The sequence below is a fragment of the Pseudomonas sp. PSPC2-3 genome, assembly GCF_049898265.1.
Classification (GTDB): domain Bacteria; phylum Pseudomonadota; class Gammaproteobacteria; order Pseudomonadales; family Pseudomonadaceae; genus Aquipseudomonas; species Aquipseudomonas veronii.
Map to the genome: position 1 here is coordinate 242,052 of NZ_JAFCXJ010000003.1, position 25,782 is coordinate 267,833.

Consider the following 25,782-nt stretch of genomic DNA (forward strand, 5'->3'; position numbering starts at 1 on the left):
GTCGAGTCGTCGCACCGCCCCTCCCACATAGGGTCTGCGGTGTTCATCCGTTGTGTGTCTGACGCAGATTCAGTGTGGGAGGGGCGGTGCGACGACTCGACTTGCCCCCGATAGCGGCGACCCTATGTGGGAGGGGGCTTGCCCCCGATAGCGGTCTATCAGGCGCCATTGGGCCGTATGGCTTATCATTAGCCCCCTAACGACGCCCACCAAGGTTCTCCCCGGCATGCTGGCTATCTTCCTCACCACCCTCACCATCACCGCGCCGGTGTTTGCCATGTTGTTCCTCGGTGTGCTGCTCAAGCGCATCAACTGGATCAACGACAGCTTTATCCACACGGCATCGTCCCTGGTGTTCAACGTCACCATGCCGGCGCTGCTGTTTCTCGGCATCCTGCATGCCGACCTGCATTCGGCGCTCAAGCCGGGTTTGCTGATCTACTTCGCCGTCGCTACGCTGTTGAGCTTTGCCCTGGCCTGGGGCTGGGCGATTTTGCGCTGCAAGCGTGAAGACCGGGGCATCTACACCCAGGGCGCGTTTCGCGGCAACAACGGGGTGATCGGCCTGGCGCTGGCGGCCAGTATGTACGGTGATTACGGCATCTCCCTCGGCGCGATCCTCGCGGCGCTGGTGATCCTGTTCTACAACACGCTGTCGACCATTGTGCTGGCGGTGTACAGCCCGGTGATCAAGTCCGACCCGTGGAGCATCTGCAAAAGTGTGCTGGCCAACCCGCTGATCATCAGCGTGATTGCGGCCGCGCCGTTCGCCTATTTCCAGATCGGCTTGCCGGGCTGGCTGGAAAAATCCGCGCAGTACCTGGCCGACATGACGTTGCCGTTGGCGCTGATCTGCATCGGCGGCACCTTGTCGCTGGCGGCGTTGCGCAAGAGCGGCAACATGGCGCTGAGCGCGAGCTTGATGAAGATGGTCTGGCTGCCGGTGGTCGCCACCCTGGGGGCGTGGTTGCTCGGGTTTCGCGGGCCGGAACTGGGGATTCTGTTCCTGTACTTCGGCGCACCGACGGCGGCCGCGAGCTTTGTGATGGCCAGGGCGGCGCAGGGGAATCATGAGCTGGCGGCGGCGATTATCGTGATCACCACCTTGATGGCGGCGGTGACCACGAATATCGGGATTTTTGTGTTGCAGGCGGGCGGGTGGATCTGAGCTGTGCCGGTGATAGCTACCTGACCATCACTGCTTGTCCGCCTGATACGCCTCAATCACTTCCTGCGCCGCGCGAAACGCCTCGATCGCCGCCGGCACACCGGCATACACCGCGCAATGCAGCAGTGCTTCGCGGATTTCTTCGACGGTGCAGCCATTGTTCAGCGCGCCGCGCACATGGCCTTTGAGTTCCTGCGGGCACTTGAGCGCGGTGAGGGCGGCGAGGGTGATCAGGCTGCGCGTCTTCAGCGGCAAGCCTTCGCGGTTCCACACGCTGCCCCAGGCATGTTCGTTGACGAAGTCCTGCAGCGGCTGGGTGAATTCGGTGGCGTTGCCCAGGGCGCGATCGACGAACGCATCGCCCATCACCTGACGACGCATTTCAACTCCGGGCTTTTTCTGATCGGTCATTGCGATTCCCTCTTGTGTTGGCGGCGCCAGGCTCGCAGCGTGCTGAACAACAGGAAAGCCACCAGCACTGGCAGGACGTAATACAGCATCAGTTGTTCAAGTTTGTTGGCCAGGCGCATGCCGGTGGTGAACGCCATCACATGCAGCCCATACGCCAGGTACAAGCCCAGCAGCACCAGGCCTTCGGCACGGGTCACGCGGTAGCCGGTATAAAACACCGGCAGGCACAACACCACCACGCCGAGCATCACCGGCAGGTCGAAATCCAGGGCATTGGGCGACACCGACAGCGGCGAGGGCGCGAGCAGGGCGGTCAGCCCCAGTACGCCCAGCAGGTTGAACAAGTTGCTGCCGATCACGTTACCCACGGCGATATCCCGCTGACCGCGCAGGGCCGCGATCAGCGAGGTGGCCAGGCACGGCAGTGAAGTGCCGACGCCGATCAGCGTCAAGCCGATGATGCGTTCCGACAGGCCCAGGTCGCTCGCCACATCCACCGCCGCACCCAGCAACAAATGCCCGGCCAGCACCAGCACCAGCAAGCCGCCGAACATCAGCAATACGCTGCTCAACCAGGGCGCCTTGGCCACCGTGTCCAGCGTGCGCGGGCGCCGTGAATGGCGGGTCTGGTAGTGCAGCACGCCGAGGTAGGCCAGCAGGGCCGCGAGCAGCAGCGAACCGTCGAGTGGCGTCAGTTCTTCATTGGCTGCCAGGGTAAACACCAGCAGGCCGGCGAGGATCATCACCGGGATATCCAGGCGCACCAGTTGCCGCGAGACCCGCAGCGGAATGATCAGCGCCGACAGGCCCAGGGTGACGAGGATGTTGAAAATGCTGCTGCCGATCACACTGCCCACGGCAATGTCGGTATTGCCGGCGAGGGTGGCTTGCAGGCTGACGGTCATCTGCGGCGCACTGCTGCCGAAGGCGACGATTGTCAGGCCGATGATCAGCGGGCGGACCTTGAGGCTGGCAGCCAGGCGCACCGCGGCGCGCACCAGGATTTCGGCGCCGACGATCAGCAGCACCAGGCCACTGATCAATTCGATCAGGCTCCAGGGCGAGAGGGCGGTTAATCCGAAAATGGCCAGGGCTCCGTCGTCAATTGCTCAGGGCTTGCACACGAACCCGTGCGGTGCCGCTGCTCAGCATGCCCAGTTGCGCGGCGGCCTGGCGCGACAGATCGATCAGCCGCCCACGGGTGTGCGGGCCGCGATCGTTGATGCGTACCACCACGGATTTGTCGGTATTGAGATTGGTCACCTTGACCTGCGTGCCGAAAGGCAGGCGCCGATGGGCGGCGGTCAGGGCGTTCTGGTTGAAAGGTTCACCGCTGGCGGTTTTTTTGCCATGGTGCTTGGCGCCGTAGTAAGACGCGGTGCCGGTTTCGTCGTAGCCGTTGGGGTCGATGAGGCTGCTGGCGCAACCGGCCAGCAAAGAGAACACGGCTAAAAGGCCAAGTAAGCGCTTCATTCAAGGTATCCCCTTATCAAATGTGGGAGGGGGCTTGCTCCCGATAGTGGAGTGTCAGTCATTGGTGTTTTGACTGAATCACCGCTATCGGGAGCAAGCCCCCTCCCACAGGAGGTCCGAGTCGAGCATGAAATCTCACTCGGCCCTTTCATCGCGATCAGCCTTCGAGCTTGCTTTTCAGCAGTTCGTTCACCTGTTGCGGGTTGGCCTTGCCCTTGGAGGCTTTCATGGCCTGGCCGACAAAGAAGCCGAACATTTTGCCGCGCTTGGCTTCGTCTGCCGCGCGGTACTGTTCGACCTGCTCCGCGTTGGCCGCGAGCATTTCATCGAGCACCGCCGAGATGGCGCCGCTGTCGGTGACTTGCTTGAGGCCGCGCTTCTCGATGATCTCGTCGCTGCTGCCCTCACCGCTGGCCATGGCTTCGAACACAGTCTTGGCGATTTTGCCGGAGATGGTATTGTCTTTGATGCGCAGCAGCATGCCGCCCAACTGCTCGGCCGAGACCGGTGCTTCGTCGATTTCCAGGCCCTGTTTGTTCAGCAGGCTGCCCAATTCCACCATCACCCAGTTGGCCGCCAGCTTGGCGTCCCCGGCGATGCTCACGACTTTTTCAAAGTAGTCGGCTTGCTCACGGCTCGACGCGAGGACGCTGGCGTCGTAGACCGACAGGCCGAACTGCGCCTGGAAGCGCTCGCGTTTCTGCGGCGGCAATTCCGGCAGGGTGGCGCGCACGTCATTGAGGAACGAGTCCTCGATGACCACCGGCAACAGGTCCGGATCGGGGAAGTAACGGTAGTCGTTGGCTTCCTCTTTGCTGCGCATGGCGCGGGTTTCGTCTTTGTTCGGGTCGTACAGGCGGGTTTGCTGGATCACCTTGCCGCCGTCTTCGATCAGTTCGATCTGGCGACGCACTTCGGTGTTGATCGCCTTCTCGATGAAACGGAACGAGTTGACGTTCTTGATCTCGCAGCGGGTGCCGTACTCGGCCTGGCCCTTTGGCCGGACCGACACGTTGCAGTCGCAGCGCAGCGAGCCTTCGGCCATGTTGCCGTCGCAGATGCCCAGGTAGCGCACCAGCGCGTGGATCGTCTTGACGTAGGCCACGGCTTCCTTGGCGCTGCGCATGTCTGGCTCGGACACGATCTCCAGCAACGGCGTGCCGGCGCGGTTCAGGTCGATGCCGGTGGCACCGTTGAACTCTTCATGCAGGCTCTTGCCGGCGTCTTCTTCCAGGTGCGCGCGGGTTACGCCGACACGCTTGATGGTGCCGTCTTCCAGCGGGATATCCAGGTAGCCTTTGCCGACAATCGGCAACTCCATCTGGCTGATCTGATAGCCCTTGGGCAGGTCCGGGTAGAAGTAGTTCTTGCGCGCGAACACGCTGTGCTGGCCGATCTCGGCGTCAATCGCCAGGCCGAACATCACCGCCATGCGTACCGCTTCCTGGTTCAGCACCGGCAACACACCGGGCATGCCCAGGTCTACCAGGCTCGCCTGGGTGTTGGGTTCTGCGCCGAACGTGGTGGCGCTACCGGAGAAAATCTTCGATTGGGTGGCGAGCTGGGTATGAATCTCCAGCCCGATCACGACTTCCCATTGCATAGTGTTCTCCTCAGAAGCCGGTAGGGGTGCGAGTGTGCCAGTCGGTGTTCAACTGGTACTGGTGCGCCACATTGAGCAGGCGGCCTTCCTGGAAGTACGGGGCAAGCAATTGCACGCCGACCGGCAGGCCATCGACGAAACCGGCGGGCATGGACAAGCCCGGCAAGCCCGCGAGGTTGGCGGTGATGGTGTACAGGTCTTCCAGATACTCGGCGATCGGGTCGCCGGTCTTGGCGCCGATCTTCCAGGCCGGGTTCGGCGTGGTTGGGCCGAGGATCACGTCGACTTCTTCGAACGCCGCCATGAAGTCGTTCTTGATCAGGCGACGGATTTTTTGCGCCTTGAGGTAGTACGCGTCGTAGTAACCGGCCGACAGGGCGTAGGCACCGACCATGATCCGGCGCTGCACTTCGACACCGAAGCCTTCGCCACGGGAACGTTTGTACAGGTCGTTGAGGTCTTTCGGGTTTTCGCAGCGGTAACCGAAACGCACGCCGTCGAACCGCGACAGGTTGGAAGACGCTTCGGCCGGCGCGATCACGTAGTACGCCGGAATCGCGTGCTGGTTGTTCGGCAGGCTGATTGGCTTGATCACGGCGCCGAGCTTTTCCAGCTCCTTGACGCTGTTGTGGACCAGTTCGGCGATACGCGGGTCGAGGCCGGCGCTGAAATATTCGTTCGGTACGCCGATGCGCAGGCCTTTGAGCGAGGTATTGAGGCTGGCGCTGTAGTCCGGCACCGGCTCGTCGACGCTGGTGGAGTCCTGTGCGTCGAAGCCTGCCATACCTTGTAACAATATTGCGCAGTCTTCGGCAGTGCGTGCCAGGGTACCGCCCTGATCAAGGCTGGAGGCGTAGGCGATCATGCCCCAGCGGGACACGCGACCGTAGGTCGGCTTCAGCCCGGTGAGGTTGGTGAACGCGGCGGGCTGGCGGATCGAGCCGCCGGTGTCGGTGGCCGTGGCCGCCGGCAGGAAGCGCGCGGCAACCGCCGCCGCCGAACCACCGGACGAGCCGCCTGGCACGCAGTCCAGATTCCACGGGTTTTTCACCGCGCCGTAGTAGCTCGACTCGTTGGCCGAGCCCATGGCGAATTCGTCCATGTTGGTCTTGCCCAGGGTCACGGCCCCGGCGGCGGCCAGCTTGGACACCACGGTGGCGTCGTAGGGCGCCTTGAAGTTGTCGAGCATCTTCGAGCCGCAGCTGGTGCGAATGCCCTGGGTGCAGAACAAGTCCTTGTGGGCGATCGGTGCGCCCAGCAGCGCGCCGTTCTCACCGTTGGCGCGACGTGCGTCGGCGGCCTTGGCCTGGCTCAAGGCCAGCTCCTCGGTGATGCTGATGAAGCTGTTGACCTTGGGGTCGAGCTCGGCGATACGCGCCAGCAAGGTCTTGGTCAGCTCTTCGGAAGAAAACTTTTTGTCGGCGAGACCGCGGGCGATCTCGGCCAGAGTCATGTGATGCATGAAAGGCTCTTTCCCTTTAGTCGATGACTTTCGGAACCAGATACAGGCCGTTCTCGACCGCTGGCGCGATGGACTGGTAGGCCTCGCGATGATTGACTTCGGTCACGACGTCTGCACGCAGGCGCTGGGTGGCTTCCAGCGGGTGAGCCAGGGGCTCGATGCCGTCGGTATTCACGGCCTGCATTTGGTCAACCAGCCCGAGAATGCTGTTCAGGGCTGCGGTGGTCTGTGGAAGATCGGCATCATTCAGGCCAAGCGAGGCCAGATGTGCGATTTTTTCCACGTCGGAGCGTTCAAGCGCCATGGGATTCTCCAGTGGAAAACAGAACGGAGGGCGTCCGTGTGTTAGATTGTCGGAACACTACCGCATTTCTACGGTCATATGGCCGCGATTGTGGGGGTTGGTGCGTAGAAAGTCGGCCAATTTAGCACATTGGCGCCTTGCCCAAAATCCCTGTCGTTGTTAGAGTTTGCCGCACTTTTTTACCCACGCGTTGCCTAGGGTCCTTTCCCCATGTTCAAGAAACTGCGTGGCATGTTTTCCAGCGATCTTTCCATTGACCTGGGCACTGCCAACACCCTTATTTACGTGCGCGAGCGCGGTATCGTCCTGAATGAGCCATCGGTTGTGGCTATTCGGACCCATGGTAATCAGAAAAGTGTCGTTGCCGTCGGCACCGAGGCCAAGCGCATGCTCGGCCGAACACCAGGCAATATCGCGGCCATTCGTCCGATGAAAGACGGCGTGATCGCCGACTTCAGTGTCTGCGAGAAGATGCTGCAGTACTTCATCAACAAGGTTCACGAAAACAGTTTTCTGCAGCCCAGCCCTCGTGTGCTGATCTGCGTACCGTGCAAGTCCACCCAGGTGGAGCGTCGTGCCATCCGTGAATCGGCCCTTGGTGCCGGTGCCCGTGAAGTGTTCCTGATCGAAGAGCCGATGGCTGCTGCGATCGGTGCCGGCCTGCCGGTTGAAGAAGCGCGCGGTTCGATGGTGGTGGATATCGGTGGTGGTACCACTGAAATCGCCCTGATTTCCCTGAACGGTGTGGTGTATGCCGAATCCGTCCGTGTGGGCGGTGACCGCTTCGACGAAGCGATCATCACTTATGTGCGTCGCAACTACGGCAGCCTGATCGGCGAATCCACCGCCGAGCGCATCAAGCAGGAAATCGGTACCGCTTATCCGGGCGGCGAAGTGCGCGAAGTTGATGTGCGCGGTCGCAACCTGGCCGAAGGCGTGCCACGTGCCTTCACCCTGAACTCCAATGAAGTGCTCGAGGCTCTGCAAGAGTCCCTGGCCACCATCGTTCAGGCGGTGAAGAGCGCGCTGGAGCAATCGCCGCCGGAGCTGGCTTCCGATATCGCCGAGCGTGGCCTGGTACTGACCGGTGGTGGCGCCTTGCTGCGCGACCTCGATAAGTTGCTGGCCCAGGAAACCGGCCTGCCGGTGATCGTCGCCGAAGACCCGCTGACCTGCGTCGCCCGTGGCGGTGGCCGTGCACTGGAAATGATGGATAAACACACCATGGACCTGCTCTCCAGCGAATAAGTGATTGCTGGTAAGCCCATGTTTCGCCCGCAGGCAGCACTTTGCAGTGCTGCCTGTTGGCGTTTATCTTCTTCAATCTGCATCCAGGCCGGTTAGATGCCGTATGAATAGAGAGAACATTTGCCTGGGAGGAGCGGCCTATTAAACCGCTTTTCGCCAAAGGCCCCTCATTGGGCGTGCGCTTATTGGTGCTGGTCGTGCTTTCGGTCGCGCTGATGGTGGTCGATGCTCGCTTTGCACTGCTCAAGCCCGTGCGTAGCCAGATGTCGCTGGTGTTGATGCAGACTTACTGGATCACCGACCTGCCGCAACGTCTCTACCAGGGCGTGGCCAGCCAATTCGGCAGCCGCACCGAGCTGGTCGCCGAGAACGAAAAACTCAAGACTGAAAACCTGCTGCTGCAGGGGCGCATGCAAAAGCTGGCGGCCCTCACCGAGCAGAACGTTCGGCTGCGCGAGTTGCTCAACTCCTCCGCACTGGTCAACGAGAAGGTCGAAGTCGCCGAGTTGATCGGCATGGACCCCAACCCCTTTACCCATCGCATCATCATCAACAAGGGTGAGCGCGACGGTGTGGTTCTTGGCCAGCCGGTACTCGATGCCCGTGGCCTGATGGGGCAGGTGGTCGAGTTGATGCCCTACACATCGCGGGTATTGCTGCTGACGGACACCACCCACAGCATTCCGGTGCAGGTCAACCGCAACGGCCTGCGCGCGATTGCCAGCGGTACGGGTAACCCGGAGCGGCTGGAACTGCGTCATGTGGCCGACACCGCGGATATCAAGGAAGGCGACCTGTTGGTCAGTTCCGGCCTGGGTCAGCGCTTCCCGGCGGGTTATCCGGTGGCGACGGTCAAGGAAGTGATCCACGACTCCGGCCAGCCTTTCGCGATTGTCCGCGCCGTGCCGACGGCCGCGCTGAACCGCAGCCGCTACCTGTTGCTGGTCTTCAGCGACAACCGCACCCCGGAAGAGCGCGCCAACGACGCCGCTCAGGCCCAGGAAGCGGAAGACAAACGCAACGGCACCGCGCCGATCATCCCGGCGACCGTACCCAAGCCCGCGCCAGCCACACCGCCTGCAACAGCGCCGGCGGTGACTGCGCCCGTGGCCACGCCAGCCAAGCCGGCCGCTCACAGCGCTCGCCCGGTGAAACCGGCGGCGACCAAACCGCCGGCCGCCGCGCCTGCGCCCGCGACGCCCGCCGCCCGGGCAACCACGCGGCAGAGGGAGGAATAATGGCCGGTACTCATTCGCGCAATGGCTGGATCGTCTGGCTGACCTTTGCTCTCGGCTTGCTGCTCAGTGTTTCACCGCTGCCGCAGTTCATGGAAATCCTGCGTCCGCTCTGGCTGGCCCTGCTGCTGGCATTCTGGTCGCTGAACCTGCCGCATAAAGTGGGCATGGTCACCGCTATGTTTCTGGGCTTGGCGGAAGATGTGCTCTATGGCACCTTGCTGGGGCAGAACGCGTTGATCCTGACCTTGATCACCTTCCTGGTGCTCTCATTGCAGCAGCGCCTGCGCATGTTCCCGATGTGGCAACAGTGCCTGGTGATCCTGGTGATCTTCGGCCTGGCGCAGTTGGTGCAGCTGTGGCTCAGTGCCTTGACCGGCAACCGACAGCCGACCTTGGCACTGGTGTTGCCGGCCCTGGTCAGCGCGTTGCTGTGGCCGTGGGTCAGTTTCGGTCTGCGCGGGTTATGTCGCCGCTATAAAATCAATTGAATGGATTGCGAGGCTCTGCCTGGTTATCGAACCCCACAGGGAGAGTCTGCAATGAATTCGCTTTATCTGGCCTCGGGCTCCCCAAGGCGGCGTGAACTGCTGACCCAGATCGGTGTGCCGTTCACTGTGGTCAGCGCCGCGATTGATGAAACGCCTCTTACCAACGAATCTCCCGTTTCCTACGTCGAGCGCCTGGCGCGCGCCAAGGCCGCGGCGGGTTTCGCTGCCCTCGGGGAAACCTCCGGGGCCTGTGTGCTGGGCGCCGACACGGCGGTGATCGTCGACGGCCAGATCCTTGGCAAACCGGTGGATCAGGCCGACGGCCTGGCCATGTTGCTGGCGCTGGCAGGGCGTGAACATGAAGTGCTGACGGCCATTGCCCTCACGGACGGTCAGCGCTGTGACACCCGATGTGTAAGCAGTCGCGTACTTTTTCGTGGGATTTCTGTCGAGGAGGCTACAAGCTACTGGCACAGTGGCGAACCTCAGGACAAGGCCGGGGGTTATGCTATCCAGGGGCTGGGCTCGGTGTTCGTGGCCGGGCTCAATGGCAGTTATTCCGCCGTGGTCGGCTTGCCGGTGTGCGAAACCGCGCAGTTGCTTGGACAATTCGGCATACCCTGTTGGCAAAACCTTACCGCGCGCTGAACGCCGTACACCAGCGCCCAGCCTTAAGCGACCGGCCACTATTGTGAAAACGCCTGAACGAGACCCAGCCATGAGTGAAGAGATTCTGATCAATATCACGCCGATGGAATCGCGCGTGGCGGTGGTAGAGAACGGTGTTCTGCAGGAAGTTCACGTCGAGCGCACCCAGAAGCGCGGGATCGTCGGCAACATCTATAAAGGCAAGGTCGTGCGCGTATTGCCCGGCATGCAGGCCGCCTTCGTCGATATCGGCCTGGATCGCGCCGCGTTTATCCATGCCTCGGAAATTTCCCTGCGTGAAGGCCCGGCGGTGGAAAGCATCAGCGCCCTGGTGCATGAAGGGCAGAGCCTGGTGGTGCAAGTCACCAAGGACCCCATCGGCTCCAAAGGTGCGCGGCTGACCACGCAACTGTCGATTCCTTCGCGCTACCTGGTGTACATGCCGCGCACCGCCCATGTCGGCATTTCCCTGAAGATTGAAGACGAAGCCGAGCGCGAGCGTCTGAAAAAAGTGGTCAGCGACTGCGTTGCCGCCGAGGGCATCAAGGAAGCGGGTGGGTTTATCCTGCGCACCGCCGCCGAAGGCGCCGGTGCCGATGAAATCCTCATGGATATCCGCTATCTGCGGCGCCTGTGGGACCAGATCGGCACACAGATCAAGACCGTCGGCGCCCCCAGCGTGATCTATGAAGACCTGGGCCTGGCCCTGCGCACCTTGCGTGACCTGGTCAGCCCCAAGATCGAGAAAATTCGCATCGACTCGCGGGAAACCTTCCAGCGCACCACGCAATTTGTTGCCGAACTGATGCCGGAAATTGCTGACCGCCTGGAGCATTACCCTGGCGAGCGGCCGATCTTCGACCTGTATGGCGTCGAAGACGAAATCCAGAAAGCCCTCGAACGCAAAGTGCCGCTCAAGTCCGGTGGCTACCTGGTGGTGGACCCGGCCGAAGCCATGACCACCATCGACGTCAACACCGGTGCGTTCGTGGGGCACCGCAACCTTGAAGAGACCATCTTCAAGACCAACCTCGAAGCGGCCACTGCGATTGCCCGCCAATTGCGCCTGCGCAACCTGGGCGGGATCATCATCATCGACTTCATCGACATGGAAGATGAAGAGCACCAGCGTCAGGTGCTGCGCACCCTCGAAAAGCAGCTGGAACGTGATCACGCCAAGACCAACATCATCGGCATCACCGAGCTGGGCCTGGTGCAGATGACCCGCAAGCGCACCCGCGAAAGTCTTGAGCAAGTGCTGTGCGAGCCGTGCAGCAGTTGCCAGGGGCGCGGTAAATTGAAGACCCCTGAAACGGTTTGCTACGAGATTTTCCGGGAAATTCTACGAGAGGCACGAGCCTACCAGGCTGAAGGTTATAGAGTGCTTGCCAACCAGAAAGTGGTCGACCGCTTGCTGGATGAAGAGTCCGGTAACGTAGCTGAACTGGAAGGGTTTATCGGGCGCACCATTCGTTTTCAGGTCGAAACCATGTACTCCCAGGAACAATACGACGTGGTGCTGCTCTGATTTTCATTCATTGGCTTTCCCTGAACCCGACAGACCTGGATCTGCGGTCCGACTACTGCCTGAGGGTCGCTTGACATGGAGCGTCTGACACGCTTTTTTGCCGCTTTGACCCGCTGGGGCCTGGGCCTGTGCGCCCTGCTGCTGGTATTGGCGGCGGTGTACGTGAGCCTGGGGCGTGAATTGACCCCGCTGGTCGCCGAATACCGCGCAGAAATCGAAGCCAAGGCCCAGGCCGCGGTGGATATGCCGCTGCAGATCGGTCGCCTTGAAGGCCGCTGGAGCGGTTTCGCCCCTGTGTTGCTGGCCCATGACGTGATGGTGGGCGAGGGCAGCAATGCCTTGCGCCTAGATCAGGTGCAGGTGGTGCCGGACATCTGGGCCAGCCTGATGGCGCGCGACGTGCGTATTGCCCACCTGGAAGTCAGCGGCCTGCAACTGAGCGCCAGGGAAGACAAGGATGGCCACTGGGCGCTGCAAGGCCTGCCGGTGCAGGACGACCAGCCGCTGGACCCGGAACAGTTGCTCAAGCGCATGCAGAGTGTCCAGCGCGTGTCGTTGCTGGATAGCCAGGTCACGTTGCAGCCGTTCGACCAGGCGCCGCTGACCTTCACGTATGTGGGCCTGAGCTTGCAAACGGGCGCGACCCGCCAACGCCTGGACGCCCGCCTGACCCTGCCGGATGGCCAACCCCTGGCCCTGAGCCTGCGCACGCAGATCCGCGCCAGTGCCTGGAAAGACGCTGAGGTCCAGGCCTACCTGAGCCTGCCCCAGAGCGATTGGGCCAAATGGGTCCCGGCCAGGTTGACCCAGCAGTGGAAACTCACGCAGTTCAAGGCTGGCGGTGAATTCTGGCTGACCTGGGCCAAAGGCACCGTGCAAAGCGCGGTGGTGCGCCTCAACTCGCCGCAAGTGAAGGGCAGCTACGCCGACCGCAAGCAGGTCCACATTGAAAACCTCGCCCTGACCGCCTACCTGCAACGCAGTGAGAGCGGCCTCAAGGTGCTGTTCGATTCGTTGGCGATGAACATCGGCGATAGCCGTTGGGAATCGCGTTTGCAATTGCAGCAACGCCTGGCCACCGACAAGGCGCAGGAAGTCTGGAACCTGCAGGCCGACCGCCTCGACCTGACCCCGATCACCCCGTTGCTCAATGCCTTGGCGCCGTTGCCGGAAGGTTTCGCCAAGACGATCGAACACCTCAAGGCCACCGGCCTGCTGCGCAATGTGCTGGTGGATTTTCGTCCGCAGGACACGACCGATCAGAAAGTCAGCTTTGCCGCCAACCTCGAGCGGGTAGGCTTTGACGCCTACTTCGGCGCCCCTGCCGCACGCAACGTTTCCGGCAGCATCAGCGGCGACCTGGGGCAGGGCGAGCTGCGCATGGACAGCAAGGACTTTTCCTTGCACCTCGACCCGATCTTCGCCAAGCCCTGGCAGTACATCCAGGCCAATGCGCGCCTGACCTGGAAGCTCGATCAGCAAGGTTTCACCCTGATCGCGCCGTATATCAAGGTGCTGGGCGAGGAAGGCAAGGTCGCCGCCGACTTCCTGATTCGCCTGCATTTCGACAATAGCCAGGAAGACTACATGGACCTGCGGGTCGGCATGGTCGATGGCGATGGACGTTTCACGCCTAAATACCTGCCGGCGGTGCTGAGCCCGGCGCTGGATGAATGGCTGCGTACCGCGATTCTCAAAGGCGCGGTCGATGAAGGCTTCTTCCAGTACCAAGGCTCGCTGAATCACGGTGCGTTGCCGGCTTCGCGCAATATCAGCCTGTTTTTCAAGGTGCATGACGCTGAGTTGGCGTTCCAGCCGGGCTGGCCCCATGTGAGCAAGGTCAGCGGCGAAGTGTTTGTCGAGGAGAGCGGTGTCCGCATCCTGGCCAGCAAGGGCCAACTGCTCGATACCGGCGTCAAGGACATCTACGTCAATATCCCCCACGCGCCCGCGGGCAAGGACAGCCACTTACTGCTCACCGGTGAGTTTGCCGGCGGCCTGGGTGATGGCCTGAAAATCCTCCAGGAAGCGCCGATAGGCACCGCTTCGACCTTTGCCGGTTGGAAAGGCGAGGGCGATCTACAGGGCAAGCTGGACCTGGATATCCCGCTGGTCAAGGGCACCGAACCGAAGATCGTGGTGGATTTCCAGACCGACAAGGCGCGCCTGCAATTGGCTGAGCCGCCTCTGGACCTGAGCCAGCTCAAGGGGGATTTCCGCTTCGACAGCGCCAAGGGCCTGAGTGGGCAGAACATCACAGCGCAAGCCTTCGATCGGCCGATCACCGCGCAGATCTTCGCGGATGGCAAGCCGGGCAGTATCAGCACCCGCGTTACCGCCAAAGGCCAGGTCACGGTCAAGCGCCTGACGGACTGGTTGAAAATCAGCCAGCCGCTGCCGGTGTCCGGTGATATTCCGTACCAGTTGCAGCTCAATCTGGACGGTGCCGACAGCCAGTTGAGGGTCAGCTCCAACCTCAAAGGCGTGGCCGTGGACCTGCCGGCACCGTTCGGCATGGCGGCCAGCCAGGGCCGTGACAGCGTGTTCCGCATGACCTTGCAGGGCGCCGAGCGCCGCTACTGGTTCGATTACGGCGACCTGGCGAACTTCACCTTTGCTGCGCCGCCGGATAAATTCAGCGACGGCCGCGGCGAGTTGTTTCTCGGCGATGGCGATGCGCTGCTGCCCGGTGGCAAGGGCCTGCGCATTCGCGGTGTGCTGTCGGAACTGGATATCGATCCGTGGAAGAAACTCATCGATCGCTACGCGGGCAACGACCCGGGAGGCAGCGCGAAACAGCTGTTGAGCGGCGCCGACTTCAAGGTGGGCAAGTTGACTGGCTTTGGGCAGCAGTTCGACCAGGTCAGCCTCCAGCTTGACCGCAAACCCTCGGCTTGGGGCCTGCAGTTCGACAGCCAGCAGGCCAAGGGCACGGTCAACCTGTCGGACGCCAAGGGCGCCCCCATCGCGGTCAACCTGCAGTACGTGAAGCTGCCGGCGGTGGACCCGACGGTACAGGCGGATGAAAATGCGCCGGACCCATTGGCCGACATCGATCCCAAGGATATTCCAGCGCTGGACATCAGCATTGATCAGCTGTTCCAGGGGCCGGACCTGATCGGCGCGTGGTCGCTGAAGATCCGACCGACCGCCAAGGGCCTGGCCTTCAACAACCTGGACCTGGGCCTCAAGGGCATGCTGCTCAAGGGCGCTGGTGGTTGGGAAGGCGCGCCGGGCGACAGCAGCAGTTGGTACAAAGGGCGCCTGGATGGCAAGAATATCGCCGATGTCCTCAAGGGCTGGGGCTTTGCGCCTACCGTGACCAGTGAAGATTTCCACCTGGACGTGGACGGTCGTTGGCCGGGCTCCCCCGCCTGGGTCGGGCCCAAGCGTTTTTCCGGCAGCCTGGATGCAACATTCCGCAAAGGCCAGTTCGTTGAAGTGGAAGGTGGCGCCCAGGCGCTGCGGGTGTTCGGCCTGCTTAACTTCAACTCCATCGGCCGTCGGTTGCGCCTGGACTTCTCCGACCTGCTCGGCAAAGGCTTGAGTTATGACCGGGTCAAAGGCTTGCTCGCGGCCAGCAACGGGGTGTTCGTGACCCGCGAGCCGATCACCCTGACGGGGCCGTCGAGCAACCTGGAGCTTAATGGCACCATGGACCTGGTGGCTGATCGCGTGGATGCCAAGCTACTGGTGACACTGCCGGTGACCAACAACCTGCCGATCGCTGCGTTGATTGTCGGCGCGCCGGCCATTGGCGGCGCGCTGTTCCTGATCGACAAGCTGATCGGCGACCGGGTTTCGCGGTTTGCCAGCGTGCAGTACAAAGTCGAAGGGCCATGGAAAGACCCGAAAATCAGCTTCGACAAGCCATTTGAAAAACCAAACTGAGAGCCTGTGGAGTAGCATGGCTGCATGCCATTTATGGAGTGTCGGCCCATGTCCTTTGCGGTAATTCAAATGGTCAGCCAGAGCGATGTGCTGGCCAACCTGGCCCAGGCCCGGCGCCTGCTGGAGCAAGCGGCGGCAAAGGGCGCGCGGCTGGCGGTGCTGCCGGAAAACTTCGCCGCCATGGGCCGCCGCGATGTGGCTGACATCGGCCGCGCCGAGGCGTTGGGTGAAGGACCGATCCTGCCATGGTTGAAACAGACCGCCCGCGACCTCACCTTATGGATAGTGGCTGGCACTTTGCCGCTGCCGCCCAAGGATCAACCGAACGCCAAGGCCAACGCCTGCTCGTTGCTGATCGATGAGCATGGCGAGATCGTCGCCCGCTACGACAAGCTGCATTTGTTCGATGTCGACGTGGCGGACGCGCGCGGTCGCTATCGTGAATCCGATGACTATGCTTTCGGGAGCAACGTTGTGGTGGCGGATACGCCGGTCGGCCGCTTGGGCCTGACGGTGTGTTACGACCTGCGCTTCCCGGAGTTGTACAGCGAGTTGCGCGCGGCGGGGGCTGAACTGATTACCGCGCCCTCGGCCTTCACCGCGGTCACCGGCGCCGCCCATTGGGATGTGCTGATTCGCGCACGGGCCATCGAGACCCAGTGTTATCTGCTGGCGGCCGCCCAGGGCGGGGTGCATCCGGGGCCACGGGAGACTTATGGCCACGCGGCGATTGTCGACCCCTGGGGGCGCGTACTGACGCAACAGGATCAAGGCGAAGCGATGTTGCTGGCCGAACGCGACAGCAGTGAACAGGCGTCGATACGGGCGCGCATGCCGGTGGTCAACCACCGGCGCTTTTTCTCGCAGGGCGCGCAGCGGCCTGCTTCAGAACGATGAATTTAAGGCCAAACCTATGAGCGAGTTGTTGTCCTCAGTCAGCGAACACCTCCTGGCACCCGGTGGCGTGACCATCGAAAGCCTGCAAACCGTGCTGGGCGATCTGGCCGGGCCGGGCATCGACGCGGCCGACCTGTATTTCCAGGGGCAGATTTCCGAGTCGTGGGCTTTGGAAGACGGGATCGTCAAGGAAGGCAGTTTCAACCTCGACCAGGGTGTCGGCGTGCGCGCGCAATCCGGTGAGAAAACCGGTTTCGCCTACAGCAACGCGATCACCCTGGAAGCCTTGGGCCTGGCCGCCCGGGCTGCCCGTTCGATTTCCCGCGCCGGCCAGAACGGTACGGTGCAGGCATTCAGCACCCAGGACGTGGCCCAGTTGTACGCGCCGGATAACCCCCTGGAAGTGATCAGCCGCGCAGAAAAAGTCGATCTGCTCAAGCGTATCGATGCCGCGACCCGCGCCCTCGACCCGCGTATCCAGCAAGTCACGGTGAGCATGGCCGGGGTGTGGGAACGCATCCTGGTGGCGTCCACCGACGGCGGCCTGGCGGCGGATGTGCGGCCGCTGGTGCGTTTCAACGTCAGCGTGATCGTCGAACAGAACGGCCGCCGCGAGCGCGGTGGGCACGGCGGCGGCGGGCGTACCGACTACCGTTATTTCCTCGCCGAGGACCGCGCCATGGGTTATGCCCGTGAAGCGCTGCGCCAGGCGCTGGTCAACCTGGAAGCCATCCCCGCACCGGCTGGCACCTTGCCGGTGGTGTTGGGTTCGGGCTGGTCTGGCGTACTGCTCCACGAAGCCGTGGGCCATGGCCTGGAAGGCGACTTCAACCGCAAGGGCAGTTCGGCCTACAGCGGGCGCATGGGCGAGATGGTCGCCTCCAAACTGTGCACCATTGTCGATGACGGCACCCTGGCCGGTCGCCGTGGCTCGTTGAACATCGATGACGAAGGCACGCCGACCGAATGCACCACGCTGATCGAAAACGGCGTGCTCAAGGGTTACATGCAAGACAAGCTCAACGCCCGCCTGATGGGCGTGGCGCGTACTGGTAACGGCCGTCGCGAATCCTACGCGCACCTGCCGATGCCGCGCATGACCAACACTTACATGCTCGCTGGCGAAAGTGACCCGGCGGAAATCATCGCCTCGGTCAAACGCGGGATCTATTGCGCCAACCTCGGCGGCGGCCAGGTGGACATCACCAGCGGCAAGTTCGTGTTCTCCACCAGCGAGGCGTACCTGATCGAAGACGGCAAGATTACCGTGCCGGTCAAAGGCGCGACGTTGATTGGTAACGGGCCGGAAGCGATGAGCAAGGTGTCGATGGTCGGTAACGACCTGGCACTGGACAGCGGCGTGGGTACGTGCGGCAAGGATGGGCAGTCGGTGCCGGTGGGCGTGGGTCAGCCAACCTTGAAAATTGATGCGATCACCGTGGGTGGCACGGGGTCGTAAGAGCGGGAGCTTCGGGTGGCGAAGACCGCCACCCGGGGAAGAGGATCAACGCAGGCCGCGTTGAGTCTCGTCCAGCTCACGGATGTACTTGAAGATTTTACGGCTGGTGGCCGGCGCCTTGTTTTGCGCCAGTTCGTGCTGGGCCTGACGGATCAGGGAGCGCAGTTGCTGGCGGTCCGCGTCCGGGTAGTCCAGTACGAATTTCTCCAGCACCGCGTCATCGCCCGAGATCAGGCGGTCACGCCAACGTTCCAGGTTGTGGAAGCGTTCGTTGTACTGGCGAGTGGAGGCATCGAGTTGATCGAGCAGAGTCAGAATCGCGTCAGTGTCCTGATCGCGCATCAGCTTGCCGATGAACATGATGTGCCGTTTACGCGCGATATTCGCGGTGTGCTTGGGTGCATCCGCCAGAGCCCGGCGCATTTCGTCGGTCAGAGGCAGTTTTGCAATCAAGTCCGGCTTGAGCGTTGTAAGGCGCTCGCCGAGGTCAACCAGAGCATGCAGCTCGCGTTTGACCTGGGTTTTGCTTTTCTCCCCATCGAGGGAGTCGTCGTAAGAATCAACCATGGTGGCAGTCCGCAAAGAAACGCCGCCATGATAACCAGTCGGGGGCCGCTTGTCCGGCCCGGTCGCTCGATGGCCTTAACCGAAAGCAGAATTTGAGTGGAGAAAACCATGAGTGCAGCCCAAAGCGTCGGTCCGCAAGCGTTACCGGCACTGCAGGAACAAGTCGAGCAGATCCTTGCCGAGGCCAAGCGCCAGGGGGCCAGTGCCTGCGAGGTGGCTGTGTCCCTGGAGCAGGGGCTGTCGACGTCGGTACGTCAGCGGGAAGTCGAAACCGTCGAATTCAACCGCGACCAGGGGTTTGGCATCACCTTGTACGTCGGCCAGCGCAAAGGCTCGGCCAGCACCTCGGCGAGTGGGCCGGAAGCGATTCGCGAGACGGTGGCCGCCGCATTGGCGATTGCCAAGCACACGTCCGAGGATGAAAGCTCGGGCCTGGCCGACAAGGCGTTGATGGCCAAGAATCTGCAGGATTTCGACCTGTTCCATGCCTGGGACATCACCCCGGAACAAGCCATCGAACAAGCGCTGACCTGCGAAGCGGCGGCGTTCGATGCCGACCCGCGGATCAAGAATGCCGATGGCACCACCTTGAGCACCCACCAGGGCTGCCGCGTGTACGGCAACAGCCATGGTTTTATCGGCGGTTATGCGTCGACGCGTCACAGCCTGAGTTGCGTGATGATCGCCGAAGCCAACGGCCAGATGCAGCGCGATTACTGGTACGACGTGAATCGTCAGGGCGAGTTGCTGGCCGACCCGGTCAGCATTGGCCGGCGTGCCGCGCAACGTGCCGCGAGCCGCCTGGGCGCGCGCCCGGTGCCGACCTGTGAAGTGCCGGTGCTGTTTTCGGCGGAGCTGGCCGGCGGTCTGTTCGGCAGTTTCCTGGGGGCGATTTCCGGCGGCAACCTGTACCGCAAATCGTCGTTCCTCGAAGGTGCGATTGGCCAGAAGCTGTTTCCGCAGTGGCTGACCATCGACGAGCGTCCACACCTGATGCGGGCCATGGGCAGTTCGTCGTTCGACGGCGATGGCCTGGCGACCTATGCCAAGCCGTTCGTCGAAAACGGTGAGTTGGTCTCCTACGTGCTGGGCACGTATGCCGGGCGCAAACTGGGCCTGCCGAGCACCGCGAACGCTGGCGGCGTGCATAACCTGTTCGTGACCCACGGCGAGGAAGACCAGGCGGCGCTGTTGCGACGCATGGGGCGTGGCCTGCTGGTGACTGAATTGATGGGTCAGGGCTTGAACATGGTCACCGGTGATTATTCCCGTGGCGCGGCGGGTTTCTGGGTAGAAAACGGTGAGATTCAGTTTGCTGTCCAGGAAGTGACCATCGCCGGCAATATGCGCGACATGTTCAAGCAGATCGTTGCCGTGGGTAACGACCTGGAGCTGCGCAGCAATATCCGTACAGGTTCGGTCCTGATCGAGCGGATGACAGTCGCCGGCAGTTAATCCTTCCGACGCTTCACCAAAAGGCGCGCCATCTGCAGGATGGCGCGCCTTTTTTTGTGGCTGCATTCCCGGTTGATTGGCTTGTCACTCTTGTGTTGATTATCAATATCATTTAATAATAAATATCATTATCGAATGAGTGCGGATCATGAATGCTGTCCTGCATGAGGACCCCTACCTGGAAAGCTGGCGTTGGATGAGTCGTCAGATTCGCTGCTGCCTCGATCCCAATGAACCGCGCCTGATCGAACATTACCTCAATGAAGGTCGATACCTCGCCTGTTGCACCGCGACTCATCCATGGACGATCGCTGAAACGGCTTTCCGCCTGCTGATCGACACCGCCACGGACATTGCCTTGCCGTGGCATTGGCGGTCCCAGTGCCTGGACCAGGCCTGGCGCCCGCTGCGCGACCTGGAAACACTCTCCCACTGTGCCTGCCGCCTCAAGCGCTGGCAGGCCTTTGCCTGGCAATTGGCGACGTGCGAATTGCTGCCTTCGATTTCCGTTTCTGACTGGGTGCAAGGATCTTCCGATGAGTAATAACCGTATCGAACGCGACAGCATGGGTGAACTGCAAGTCCCCGCCGAGGCCTTGTACGGCGCGCAAACCCAGCGCGCGGTGAACAACTTTCCGATCAGCCACCAGCGCATGCCGGCGCCGTTCATTCGTGCGCTGATCCTGGCCAAAGTGGCAGCGGCCAAGGTCAACGTCGACCTCAAGCAGATCAGCGAAGGGCAGGGCAAGGCCATTGTCGATGCTGCCCTGGGCTTGCTGGACGGTGACTTCATGCCGCACTTTCCGGTGGATGTCTTTCAGACCGGTTCCGGCACCAGTTCCAATATGAACGCCAACGAAGTGATCGCGACCCTGGCCAGCCGTTTGCTCGGTGAGGCGGTCAACCCCAACGATCACGTGAACTGCGGCCAAAGCAGCAACGACATCATCCCGACCACCATCCACGTCAGTGCGGCGTTGGTGCTGCATGAGCAAACGCTGCCGGCGTTGCTGCATCTGGTGCAGGTCATCGAACGGAAGGCCGAAGAGGTCCACCCCTTCATCAAGACCGGTCGCACGCACCTGATGGACGCCATGCCCGTGCGTATGAGCCAGGTGCTCAATGGCTGGGCGCAGCAGCTCAAGGCCAATATCGCGCACCTGCAGGACCTGTTGCCCAGCCTGCAAGCCCTGGCCCAGGGCGGCACGGCTGTCGGTACCGGGATCAACGCGCATCCGGAGTTTGCGCTGCGTTTCAGCCAACAACTGAGCAGCCTGACCGGCGTGCAATTCACGCCGGGCAAGAACCTCTTCGCGTTGATCGGCTCCCAGGACACCGCCGTCGCCGTCTCCGGCCAGTTGAAAGCGATCGCTGTGTCATTGATGAAAATCGCCAACGACTTGCGCTGGATGAATTCCGGGCCCCTGGCGGGCTTGGGCGAAATCGAACTGGAAGGGTTGCAGCCCGGTTCTTCGATCATGCCGGGCAAGGTCAACCCAGTGATTCCGGAAGCGACGGCCATGGTCGCCGCACAGGTCATCGGCAATGACACGGTGATCACCATTGCCGGGCAATCCGGCAACTTCGAGCTGAACGTGATGCTGCCGATCATCGCCCAGAACCTGCTCGGCAGCCTCGAACTGCTGGCCAATTCCAGCCGCCTGCTGGCGGACAAGGCCATTGCCAGTTTCAAGGTCAACGAGGCCAAGCTCAAGGAAGCGTTGTCGCGCAATCCGATCCTGGTGACCGCACTCAACCCGATTATTGGTTACCAAAAGGCCGCTGAAATCGCCAAGCAAGCCTATCAGCAAGGTCGCCCGGTGATTGATGTCGCCCTCGAGCACACCGACTTGCCGCGTAGCCAACTGGAAGTCCTGCTGGACCCGGAAAAGCTCACAGCCGGCGGCGTGTAATCACCGACCCTGCTTTGGAGGCTGACCATGGAGCATTGGAAACGCACGATCGAACGGGCCAATCGCTGCTTTATGCAGGGCGAGTTGGTCGACGCTCGCGAAGCCTATTTACAAGCCCTGGCCCTGGCTCAAGTGTTGTTCGAGCGCTGGGCGAACGCCGACGAAGCAGTGGCGGCTTGCGTCATTTCCCATCACAACCTGGCGGACCTGCACCTGCGCCTGAACCAGCCGGAAGAAAGCGCGGAATACCTCTGTGCCATCCACCAACGGCTGTTACAGGCGCTGCAGGACCAGCGCCTCAGCCCGCAACTGCGCGACGCGGCGTTGCGCCAGAGCAGCAAGACCTACGTCGAACTGTTGAATTTCATCAGCGATCACGGCGAATACCCCCGTACCCATCGCTTGCTGGACGGTACTGCGGCGCAACCAACCCCTCCTCAATACGGAGCACACTGATATGCCCTACACCTTGCCTGCCTTGCCTTACGCCTACGATGCCCTGGAACCGCATATCGATGCACAAACCATGCAAATTCACCACACCAAGCACCACCAGACTTACATCAACAACCTCAATGCCGCCGTGGAGGGCACCGAGTTTGCGGGCTGGCCGGTAGAGAAGCTGGTGTCGAGCGTCCAGCAACTGCCCGAGCAACTGCGCGCCGCGGTGATCAATCAGGGCGGTGGGCATGCCAACCACTCGTTGTTCTGGGCGGTGATGTCACCCAAAGGCGGCGGCAAACCCGATGGCGCGCTGGGCCAGGCGATCGATGAGCAACTGGGCGGTTTCGACAGCTTCAAGGAGGCCTTCACCAAGGCCGCATTGACCCGCTTCGGCAGCGGCTGGGCCTGGTTGAGCGTGACCCCGCAGAAGACCCTGGTGGTGGAGAGCAGCGGCAATCAGGACAGCCCGCTGATGAGCGGCAACACACCGATCCTCGGCCTGGATGTGTGGGAACACGCCTACTACCTGCTGTACCAGAACCGGCGTCCTGAATACATCAATGCCTTCTACAGTGTCATCAACTGGCCGGAAGTCGCCGCCCGCTACCAGGCCGCCCTGGCCTGATGTCACGCCGTATAACACGACCTAAGGCCGACCATGGGTACTGAAACACTGGCGATCAGCAGCGTGCGAATGTTTCGTTACGCATTTGGCTCGCTGCTGCTATTGGCAGGTATTGCATTGCTGGTGGCTCAAGGATTCGCCTGGCTGGACCTGGAGCCGCGCATCCTGCGGGCCCTGCAAGGTGGGGCGATCTGTGCGCTCGGCACCGCGTTGGGCGCCGTACCGGTGTTGGTTATCCGGCGCATGCCAGCAGCAGTGAGCGATACCTTGCTGGGCTTTGGTGCCGGCGTGATGCTCGCGGCCACGGCGTTTTCGTTGGTCGCGCCGGGCATTGCCGCCGCTGAAGGCCTGGGGCTCAGCCCTTGGGGCGCGAGTGGCTTGATCAGCATTGGCATCATGCTGGGAGCGTTCGGCTTGTACCTGGTCGATCGCAAGGTCTCCGGGGCCAGCCCGGAAATGCTGGTCGGTACGCCGGAGCATCCGGTGATCCCGCCACGTATCTGGCTGTTCGTGTTTGCCATCATCGCGCACAACATCCCGGAGGGTATGGCGGTTGGCGTGTCGGCGGGCGGCGGCATGCCGGATGCCGACAGCCTGGCCATGGGCATCGCTTTGCAGGATGTGCCCGAAGGCTTGGTGATTGCGTTGGTGCTGGCCGGAGCAGGGATGTCGCGGTTCAAGGCGTTCCTGATCGGTGCGGCTTCGGGCTTGGTCGAGCCGATATTCGCAGTGCTTTGTGCCTGGTTGGTGAGTCTGGCGCAGGTGCTGCTGCCGTTAGGCTTGGCGTTGGCTGCTGGCGCGATGCTGCTGGTGGTCACTCACGAGGTGATCCCCGAATCGCGGCGCAATGGCCATGAAAAGCTCGCCAGCCTGGGACTGTGCATCGGGTTTTGCTTGATGATGGTGATGGATACTGCATTGGGCTGAAGCTGTTGCGGCTTCAGCCTCTGTCTCGTCGGGTGGGTTTATTCACCCTCATCAAAGAAGTTATTGATCAGCTTGGTCAAGGCGTCCATCGCTTCCTGCTCTTGCTCGCCTTCGGTCTTCAAATGAATCTTGGTGCCCTTGCCGGCGGCGAGCATCATCATCGCCATGATGCTCTTGCCGTCGACCATGGTTTCCGGAGTGCGTCCAGCGCGAACCTGGCAGGGGAACTGCCCGGCAATGCCGACGAACTTGGCTGAGGCGCGGGCGTGCAGGCCCAGCTTGTTGATGATTTCAATTTCCAGAACGGGCATCGCGGGGGTGTTCCTTTCAGCTAAGGTCGCGGTGGCGAACCTGGACGTTCTTGAGGGTTTGTTGCAGCATCTGGCCCAGGCGTTCGGTCAGGTAGACGGAACGGTGGTGGCCGCCGGTGCAGCCGATGGCAATGGTGACATAGGCCCGGTTGCTGGCGGCAAAGCGTGGTAGCCATTTGAGCAGGTAGCTGGAGATGTCCTGGAACATCTCCTCGACATCCGGTTGCGCGGCCAGGTAGTCCGCCACCGGCTGATCCAGCCCCGACTGGTCCCGCAACTCCGGCTTCCAGTAAGGATTGGGCAGGCAGCGCACATCGAATACCAGATCGGCGTCCACCGGCATGCCGCGCTTGAAGCCAAACGACTCGACCAGAAAGGCCGTGCCGGGCTCGGGCTGGTTCAGCAGGCGGAGCTTGATGGCATCGCGCAGTTGGTACAGGTTGAGGCTGGTGGTGTTGATCTTGAGGTCGGCGAGGTCAATGATCGGCCCCAACAGCTTGGTCTCGTCCTCGATGGCTTCGGCCAGCGAACGATGCGGGCTGCTGAGGGGGTGACGTCGACGGGTCTCGGAGAAGCGTTTGAGCAGGGTTTCTTCGTCTGCGTCCAGGTACAGCACATCACAGTGAATGTGCTTGGCACGCACTTCCTCAAGCAGTGCCGGGAACCGCGAGAGGTGGCTGGGCAGGTTGCGGGCGTCGATCGACACGGCGACCAGTGGCTGTGCCAGTTCGGTGTGGATCAGCGCGCGCTCCGCCAACTCCGGCAGCAGGCCGGCGGGCAGGTTGTCGATGCAATAGAAGCCGTTGTCCTCAAGAACGTTGAGGGCGGTGCTTTTACCTGAGCCGGAGCGGCCACTGACGATGATCAAACGCATGATTACTGCTCGATTTGTTCAGCCAGGACAACCTGATACAACGCCTCATTGCTGCTGGCACTGCGCAGTTTGTCGCGTACTTCCTTGCGGTCAAGCATGCTGGCGATCTGCCGGAGCAGTTCCAGGTGTGCATCGGTGGCGGCTTGCGGGACCAGCAACACGAACAGCAGGTCGACCGGGGCACCGTCGATGGCGTCGAAATCGATGGGAGCGTCCAGGTGCAGCAGGGCGCTGACAGGTGTCTCGCAGCCTTTGAGGCGGCAGTGAGGAATGGCGATGCCGTTACCAAAACCGGTCGAGCCGAGTTTTTCACGGGCAATCAGAGCCTCGTAGACATCTTGCATCTCCAGCTCAGGCACTTGTTTGCTGATCAGGTTGGCAATCTGTTCGAGGGCTTTCTTCTTGCTGCCCCCCGGCGCGTTCACAAGGGAACGGCCGGGAGTCAGGATGGTTTCAAGTCGGATCATGGGTGGGGAGTGTTAGCGGCCGGTGCCCTGTAGGAGGCTCTGCTGCTTTTCCTTATGCTTTTTGATTTGGCGATCCAGCTTGTCGGTCAGGTCGTCAATGGCGGCATACATATCAGAATGCTCAGCATTGGCGACGACTTCTCCGCCGGGTATACGCAAGGTGGCTTCGATTTTCTGCTTCAGCTTTTCGACAGTCATAATGACTTGCACGTTGGTGATCTTGTCGAAATGCCCCTCAATTCGTTTGAGTTTTTCGCCGATATAGGTGCGCAGCGCGTCGGTCACTTCCAGTTGGTGTCCACTGATATTGACTTGCATACAGCTTCTCCTTCGTTGCCAGTGCATAAAGCGGCAGGCAGAGATGCCTGCCACTGGAACGCT

Annotated in this window: 26 protein-coding genes; 15 read left to right on the forward strand and 11 right to left on the reverse strand. The window is 61.7% G+C overall.

Going from position 1 to position 25,782, the window contains the following annotated elements:
* The first annotated feature begins 226 nt into the window (after positions 1 to 226).
* Positions 227 to 1,168 carry an AEC family transporter gene (locus ACP7E3_RS08515; RefSeq protein WP_046384691.1) on the forward strand — a complete coding sequence of 314 codons (942 nt, stop codon included), beginning with the start codon at positions 227 to 229 and terminating at the stop codon, positions 1,166 to 1,168.
* Positions 1,169 to 1,195: 27 nt separating this feature from the next.
* Here the strand turns inward: ACP7E3_RS08515 and ACP7E3_RS08520 are convergent, their stop codons facing one another.
* The 6 genes from ACP7E3_RS08520 to gatC all read right to left on the reverse strand — a co-directional run bounded on the left by ACP7E3_RS08520 (position 1,196) and on the right by gatC (position 6,421).
* A complete protein-coding gene (locus ACP7E3_RS08520; RefSeq protein ID WP_017845409.1) occupies positions 1,196 to 1,579 on the reverse strand; it encodes a carboxymuconolactone decarboxylase family protein in 384 nt (127 codons plus the stop codon).
* Positions 1,576 to 2,622: a calcium/sodium antiporter gene (locus ACP7E3_RS08525; protein ID WP_017845408.1), complete on the reverse strand. Its 1,047-nt coding sequence runs from the start codon at positions 2,620 to 2,622 to the stop codon at positions 1,576 to 1,578. The genes ACP7E3_RS08520 and ACP7E3_RS08525 overlap by 4 nt, the downstream gene beginning before the upstream one ends.
* A 58-nt stretch (positions 2,623 to 2,680) precedes the next feature.
* Positions 2,681 to 3,052, reverse strand: a complete 372-nt coding sequence (locus tag ACP7E3_RS08530) for a septal ring lytic transglycosylase RlpA family protein (protein WP_026139824.1) — start codon at positions 3,050 to 3,052, stop codon at positions 2,681 to 2,683.
* A gap of 157 nt (positions 3,053 to 3,209) precedes the next feature.
* Positions 3,210 to 4,655 (reverse strand): Asp-tRNA(Asn)/Glu-tRNA(Gln) amidotransferase subunit GatB, encoded by a 1,446-nt coding sequence (gatB, locus tag ACP7E3_RS08535; protein WP_128191586.1) that lies wholly within the window; start codon positions 4,653 to 4,655, stop codon positions 3,210 to 3,212.
* 10 nt (positions 4,656 to 4,665) lie between these two features.
* Entirely contained in the window at positions 4,666 to 6,117 is a 1,452-nt protein-coding gene (gatA, locus tag ACP7E3_RS08540; protein ID WP_057004249.1) for an Asp-tRNA(Asn)/Glu-tRNA(Gln) amidotransferase subunit GatA, read from the reverse strand.
* Between the two features lie 16 nt (positions 6,118 to 6,133).
* Complete coding sequence (gene gatC, locus ACP7E3_RS08545) at positions 6,134 to 6,421, reverse strand: Asp-tRNA(Asn)/Glu-tRNA(Gln) amidotransferase subunit GatC (protein WP_017845404.1); 288 nt, start codon at positions 6,419 to 6,421, stop codon at positions 6,134 to 6,136.
* A gap of 210 nt (positions 6,422 to 6,631) precedes the next feature.
* Between gatC and mreB the strand changes: the two genes are divergently transcribed.
* The 8 genes from mreB (at position 6,632) to tldD (ending at position 17,818) form a co-directional block, all read left to right on the forward strand.
* Positions 6,632 to 7,669 carry a rod shape-determining protein MreB gene (gene mreB, locus ACP7E3_RS08550; protein ID WP_002555108.1) on the forward strand — a complete coding sequence of 346 codons (1,038 nt, stop codon included), beginning with the start codon at positions 6,632 to 6,634 and terminating at the stop codon, positions 7,667 to 7,669.
* A 140-nt stretch (positions 7,670 to 7,809) separates the two neighbouring features.
* A complete protein-coding gene (mreC, locus tag ACP7E3_RS08555; RefSeq protein ID WP_079442865.1) occupies positions 7,810 to 8,907 on the forward strand; it encodes a rod shape-determining protein MreC in 1,098 nt (365 codons plus the stop codon).
* On the forward strand, positions 8,907 to 9,395 hold the full coding sequence (gene mreD, locus ACP7E3_RS08560) for a rod shape-determining protein MreD (protein WP_046384686.1): 489 nt from the start codon (positions 8,907 to 8,909) through the stop codon (positions 9,393 to 9,395). Before mreC ends, mreD begins: the two co-directional genes overlap by 1 nt.
* A 51-nt stretch (positions 9,396 to 9,446) precedes the next feature.
* Positions 9,447 to 10,043, forward strand: coding sequence for a Maf family protein (locus ACP7E3_RS08565; RefSeq protein WP_126587533.1), 597 nt, complete (start codon positions 9,447 to 9,449; stop codon positions 10,041 to 10,043).
* 70 nt (positions 10,044 to 10,113) lie between these two features.
* The gene (gene rng / locus ACP7E3_RS08570) at positions 10,114 to 11,571 is read left to right on the forward strand and encodes a ribonuclease G (protein WP_046384684.1); all 1,458 of its coding nucleotides are present in this window, start codon (positions 10,114 to 10,116) and stop codon (positions 11,569 to 11,571) included.
* A gap of 75 nt (positions 11,572 to 11,646) precedes the next feature.
* Positions 11,647 to 15,462, forward strand: a complete 3,816-nt coding sequence (locus ACP7E3_RS08575) for a YhdP family protein (protein WP_426122853.1) — start codon at positions 11,647 to 11,649, stop codon at positions 15,460 to 15,462.
* Between the two features lie 48 nt (positions 15,463 to 15,510).
* Complete coding sequence (locus ACP7E3_RS08580) at positions 15,511 to 16,359, forward strand: carbon-nitrogen hydrolase family protein (RefSeq protein WP_301555796.1); 849 nt, start codon at positions 15,511 to 15,513, stop codon at positions 16,357 to 16,359.
* Between the two features lie 16 nt (positions 16,360 to 16,375).
* The gene (gene tldD / locus ACP7E3_RS08585; RefSeq protein WP_046384681.1) at positions 16,376 to 17,818 is read left to right on the forward strand and encodes a metalloprotease TldD; all 1,443 of its coding nucleotides are present in this window, start codon (positions 16,376 to 16,378) and stop codon (positions 17,816 to 17,818) included.
* A gap of 45 nt (positions 17,819 to 17,863) precedes the next feature.
* On the opposite strand, the gene yjgA is transcribed toward tldD, so the two are convergent.
* Positions 17,864 to 18,385 (reverse strand): ribosome biogenesis factor YjgA, encoded by a 522-nt coding sequence (gene yjgA, locus ACP7E3_RS08590; RefSeq protein WP_010567685.1) that lies wholly within the window; start codon positions 18,383 to 18,385, stop codon positions 17,864 to 17,866.
* 108 nt (positions 18,386 to 18,493) lie between these two features.
* Between yjgA and pmbA the strand changes: the two genes are divergently transcribed.
* The 6 genes from pmbA (at position 18,494) to ACP7E3_RS08620 (ending at position 23,749) form a co-directional block, all read left to right on the forward strand.
* A complete protein-coding gene (gene pmbA / locus ACP7E3_RS08595; protein WP_426122856.1) occupies positions 18,494 to 19,840 on the forward strand; it encodes a metalloprotease PmbA in 1,347 nt (448 codons plus the stop codon).
* A 148-nt stretch (positions 19,841 to 19,988) separates the two neighbouring features.
* Complete coding sequence (locus ACP7E3_RS08600; RefSeq protein WP_017845991.1) at positions 19,989 to 20,384, forward strand: hypothetical protein; 396 nt, start codon at positions 19,989 to 19,991, stop codon at positions 20,382 to 20,384.
* The gene (locus tag ACP7E3_RS08605) at positions 20,377 to 21,753 is read left to right on the forward strand and encodes a class II fumarate hydratase (protein ID WP_301555797.1); all 1,377 of its coding nucleotides are present in this window, start codon (positions 20,377 to 20,379) and stop codon (positions 21,751 to 21,753) included. The genes ACP7E3_RS08600 and ACP7E3_RS08605 overlap by 8 nt, the downstream gene beginning before the upstream one ends.
* A 27-nt stretch (positions 21,754 to 21,780) precedes the next feature.
* Entirely contained in the window at positions 21,781 to 22,209 is a 429-nt protein-coding gene (locus ACP7E3_RS08610) for a hypothetical protein (RefSeq protein WP_426122859.1), read from the forward strand.
* A gap of 1 nt (position 22,210) precedes the next feature.
* Positions 22,211 to 22,822, forward strand: a complete 612-nt coding sequence (locus ACP7E3_RS08615) for a superoxide dismutase (RefSeq protein ID WP_126587537.1) — start codon at positions 22,211 to 22,213, stop codon at positions 22,820 to 22,822.
* Between the two features lie 33 nt (positions 22,823 to 22,855).
* Positions 22,856 to 23,749 (forward strand): ZIP family metal transporter, encoded by an 894-nt coding sequence (locus ACP7E3_RS08620; RefSeq protein ID WP_057004256.1) that lies wholly within the window; start codon positions 22,856 to 22,858, stop codon positions 23,747 to 23,749.
* Positions 23,750 to 23,787: 38 nt separating this feature from the next.
* On the opposite strand, the gene ACP7E3_RS08625 is transcribed toward ACP7E3_RS08620, so the two are convergent.
* Genes ACP7E3_RS08625 through hpf form a run of 4 tightly spaced genes read right to left on the reverse strand, consistent with a single transcriptional unit; the run spans position 23,788 to position 25,719 of the window.
* Positions 23,788 to 24,060, reverse strand: coding sequence for an HPr family phosphocarrier protein (locus ACP7E3_RS08625; protein ID WP_017845986.1), 273 nt, complete (start codon positions 24,058 to 24,060; stop codon positions 23,788 to 23,790).
* A 16-nt stretch (positions 24,061 to 24,076) separates the two neighbouring features.
* Positions 24,077 to 24,934, reverse strand: a complete 858-nt coding sequence (gene rapZ, locus ACP7E3_RS08630; RefSeq protein WP_017845985.1) for an RNase adapter RapZ — start codon at positions 24,932 to 24,934, stop codon at positions 24,077 to 24,079.
* 2 nt (positions 24,935 to 24,936) lie between these two features.
* The gene (gene ptsN / locus ACP7E3_RS08635; protein ID WP_057004257.1) at positions 24,937 to 25,401 is read right to left on the reverse strand and encodes a PTS IIA-like nitrogen regulatory protein PtsN; all 465 of its coding nucleotides are present in this window, start codon (positions 25,399 to 25,401) and stop codon (positions 24,937 to 24,939) included.
* Positions 25,402 to 25,413: 12 nt separating this feature from the next.
* On the reverse strand, positions 25,414 to 25,719 hold the full coding sequence (gene hpf / locus ACP7E3_RS08640) for a ribosome hibernation-promoting factor, HPF/YfiA family (RefSeq protein WP_017845983.1): 306 nt from the start codon (positions 25,717 to 25,719) through the stop codon (positions 25,414 to 25,416).
* Between the last annotated feature and the right edge of the window lie 63 nt (positions 25,720 to 25,782).